Origin of the sequence: Mesorhizobium sp. M7A.F.Ca.CA.001.08.2.1, assembly GCF_003998455.1 — a bacterium.
Lineage (GTDB): Bacteria > Pseudomonadota > Alphaproteobacteria > Rhizobiales > Rhizobiaceae > Mesorhizobium > Mesorhizobium ciceri.
Map to the genome: position 1 here is coordinate 1 of NZ_RZPW01000655.1, position 3601 is coordinate 3601.

Below are 3601 nucleotides of genomic sequence, written 5' to 3' on the forward strand. Positions count from 1 at the left end.
CACCAGCACATAGGGCTTCAACCCGCCGGTCTCGTTCTCGTCGACAAACCGCAGCGGCCGTTGCGGCCCGGCTTCGACGACGTCGCCGACATTGGTGCGGAAGGTGATTGTCTGCGCCTCGCCGCTGCCCGAAACGTCCATTTCGACGGCGATGAACGGCGCATCGGCGACGCGGATGCCGACCTTTTCCACCGGTGTCACCAGATAGGTCCTGCCATCGGCGTCCTTGCGCAGCACCGAGGAGAAAAGCTGCACCAGCGGCATGCGCCCGATCGGCGTGCCCAGATAGAACCAGGTGCCGTCGGCCTTGATCTCCATGTCCAGATCGCCGCAGAAGTCGGGATTCCAGCGTTCGACAGGTGCCGCGCCCTTGCCGGCACGGGCGGCGCGCGAGATCAGCGCCTCGAGACCACGCGCCTCGGTGGCATCAGTCAGGCTTTCTTCACGATGTCCCAAGGGTCCCGTCATGGTCACGAAATAGTCACTGTTGTTCCGCTTGTCAGCCTAAGTCTGTGATTTAAGTTTCGATGTAGGCGCCACGCGAGGCCGAATCGCGGCAACTTATGGTATGGTGCAGCCGTTGTTCCAGCCATGGTATTCCAACCACAAGGATCGATGCGGCATGAGCGTGATGGTCAAGGAAAGCCCGATCAGCGAAAAGGACATGATCGCCGAGGCCGAAAAGGCGCTTGCCGACATCTCCCGGATCCGCGACGGGGTCGGCCGGGTCATCTTCGGACAGGAAAGCGTCGTCGAGCGCACGCTGGTGGCGCTGCTGGCCGGTGGCCATGCGCTGCTGGTCGGGGTGCCGGGTCTCGCCAAAACCAAGCTGGTCGAAACACTTGGCATCGTGCTCGGCCTCGATTCGCGTCGCATCCAGTTCACGCCGGATCTGATGCCGTCCGATATCCTCGGCTCCGAAGTGATGGAGCAGGACGAGACCGGAAAACGCTCCTTCCGCTTCATCTCCGGGCCGATCTTCGCCCAGCTGCTGATGGCCGACGAGATCAATCGCGCGTCGCCGCGCACCCAGTCGGCGCTGCTGCAGGCCATGCAGGAATACCACGTCACCATTGCCGGCGCCCGCCATGACCTGCCGGCGCCCTTCCACGTGCTGGCAACCCAGAACCCGCTGGAGCAGGAGGGCACCTATCCGCTGCCCGAGGCACAGCTTGACCGCTTCCTGATGCAGGTGGACATCCTCTATCCCGAAATCGAGGCGGAGCGCCGCATCCTTCTGGAAACCACCGGCATCGAGGACGCGAAAGCGCAAAACGTGCTGCAGCCGGTGCGGCTGAAGGAGATCCAGACGCTGATCCGCCGCATGCCGGTGCCTGAAAGCGTCGTCGAGGCGATCCTGACGCTGGTGCGCTCGGCGCGTCCCGGCCAAGGCAATGCCGAGACCGATAAGAACGTCGCCTGGGGTCCCGGCCCGCGCGCCAGTCAGGCGCTGATGCTGTGCACAAGGGCGCGCGCGCTTTACGACGGACGGCTGGCGCCCTCGGTCGACGACGTCCGTGCGCTGGCCGAGCCGGTGCTGCAGCATCGCATGGCGCTGACCTTCGCCGCCCGCGCCGAAGGCACCAGCGTGCGTGACGTGGTGGCGAAACTCGTGAAAGGGATTTGATGCCGCGCATCGGCGAGGTCCAGGCTCCGGCAGCGACGCGCGACGCGCTCGCCCGTGGCCGGTTGCGGGCCTCGCTTGTGCCAGACCTGCTGGTCGAGGCGCGGCGCATCGTCAACACCGTGATCGCCGGCTGGCACGGCCGCCGCAAGCGCGGCATCGGCGAGAATTTCTGGCAGTTCCGGCCCTATGTCGAGGGCGATTCCTCGCGCATCGACTGGCGCCGCTCGGCCCGCGACGACCACACCTATGTGCGCGACCGCGAATGGGAAGCCGCCCATACCGTCTGGCTGTGGGCCGACCCCTCGCCGTCGATGCTCTACAAATCGACAGGCGCCAGCGTTTCCAAGCAATCGCGCGCGCTGGTGCTGGCGCTGGCCATGGCCGAGCTGTTGTCGCGCAGCGGCGAACGCATCGCCTGGCCGGGCCTCACCGACCCGTTCACCGCCCGCAACGGCGCCGAACGCATTGCCGCCCAGTTGGTGCATGCCGGCGAGCTGCCGGCAAAACCCGACCTGTCCGACATCAGGCGCTTCTGCGACATCGTCATCGTCAGCGACTTCCTCGATCCCGTCGAGGAGACGATGGCTTGGCTCGACGTGCTGGCCCGCCACGGCGTGCGCGCCCACCTGATCGAGGTCGCCGACCCGGCCGAGGAGACCTTCCCCTATGCCGGCCGCACCGAATTCACCGATCCCGAGACCGGCGACAAGCTGACCGCCGGCCGCGCCGAAATGCTGGGTGATGAGTATCGCCTGCTCTACACCGCCCGCCGCCACGAACTGGCCGCCTGGTGCAAGCGGCTTGGCTGGAGCTTTACCGTCAACCACACCGATCGGCTCGCCTCCGACGCGCTGGTGCGGCTGCACATGGCGATGACCACTGATGGCCCCTCGGTCAGGCCGACCGCTGGCGGTCGTGCAGGCATCGCTGGTGGCGATCGGCCAGGAAAGGCTGTCGCATGAGTTGGCTGCCGCTCTCCTTTGGCGCCCCCATGGTGCTGTGGGGCCTGCTGGCACTGCCGGTGATCTGGTGGCTGCTCAGGCTGACGCCGCCCAAGCCGCAGACCGAGATCTTCCCGCCGCTGAAGATCCTGGCGCGCGTACTGAAGCGCGAGGAGACGCCGCAGCAGAGTCCGTGGTGGCTGACGCTACTCAGGCTCTTGATGGCGGCCCTCATCGTCGCGGCATTGGCCGACCCGGTCTTCAATCCGCGTGAAAAGCTGCCGGCCGAAGGAGCCGCCCTGGCCCTGGTCATCGACAATGACTGGGCAAGTGCCGCCGACTGGGGCAAACGCGTCGCCACCGCCGAGCGGCTGATCAACGACGCCGGCTCCAACGGCGTGCCGGTCGTCATCGCCTTCACCGCCGAAAAAGCCAATGCCGAGATCGGCCCGTTCGATGCCGCCACCGCCCTTGACCGGCTGCGCGCCGCCAAGCCGCGGCCGATCCCGACCGACCGGCCCGCCGTCTATGCCCGCGTCGCCGGCGTGCTGGAGACCTTGCCCGGGGCCAGTGTCGCCGTGCTTGCCGACGGCTTGGCGGCAAAAGGCGATGAAGCCGCCTTCAACACGCTTTTGTCGAAAAATGCCGCCCGTGTCGTCTGGGCAACCGCCGACAGGCTGTCGCTGACGGGCCTGACCGCCGCCGACAACCAGGTCGACGGCTTTGCGCTGACCGCCATCCGCGCGCCGGGCGACCCTGCCCCGGCGCAGGTCACCGCCGGCGCCTTCGACGACAAGGGCCGCCGCATCGCCGATGCGACGCTGACCTTTTCGCCTGGCGAAACCACCGCCACCGGCACCATGGCGGTGCCGTTCGAATTGCGCAACGACTTCGCTTCGATCGCGCTCGACGGCGAGCGGCAGGCCGGTGCGGTGCGCGTCCTCGACGAAAGCTCCAAGCGCCGCCGCGTCGGGCTGCTGTCGCAGGCCGAGGCCGACCAGGCGCAGCCGCTTTTGTCGCCACTCTACTACAT

The 3601-nt window shown here is 67.1% G+C and carries 4 protein-coding genes; 3 read left to right on the forward strand and 1 reads right to left on the reverse strand.

The genetic code is table 11. The annotated features are described in order from the left end of the window. On the reverse strand, positions 1 to 468 hold a 468-nt coding region (locus EN914_RS28385; RefSeq protein ID WP_127389413.1), incomplete at its 3' end, for a DUF1285 domain-containing protein. Positions 469 to 622: 154 nt separating this feature from the next. Here EN914_RS28385 and EN914_RS28390 point away from each other — a divergent pair. From EN914_RS28390 to EN914_RS28400, 3 genes are all read left to right on the forward strand, one after another. After that, on the forward strand, positions 623 to 1627 hold the full coding sequence (locus EN914_RS28390; protein WP_013529968.1) for a MoxR family ATPase: 1005 nt from the start codon (positions 623 to 625) through the stop codon (positions 1625 to 1627). Beyond that, positions 1627 to 2589 (forward strand): DUF58 domain-containing protein, encoded by a 963-nt coding sequence (locus EN914_RS28395; RefSeq protein ID WP_024504544.1) that lies wholly within the window; start codon positions 1627 to 1629, stop codon positions 2587 to 2589. Before EN914_RS28390 ends, EN914_RS28395 begins: the two co-directional genes overlap by 1 nt. Beyond that, positions 2586 to 3601, forward strand: a 1016-nt coding sequence (locus EN914_RS28400) for a BatA domain-containing protein (protein ID WP_206521919.1), incomplete at its 3' end; no start/stop codon positions are given. The genes EN914_RS28395 and EN914_RS28400, both read left to right, overlap by 4 nt.

Coding starts and splice junctions, on each gene's coding strand:
- EN914_RS28390 (WP_013529968.1), top strand. CDS start 623: ATGAGCGTGATGGTCAAGGAAAGCCCGATCAGCGAAAAGGACATGATC.
- EN914_RS28395 (WP_024504544.1), top strand. CDS start 1,627: ATGCCGCGCATCGGCGAGGTCCAGGCTCCGGCAGCGACGCGCGACGCG.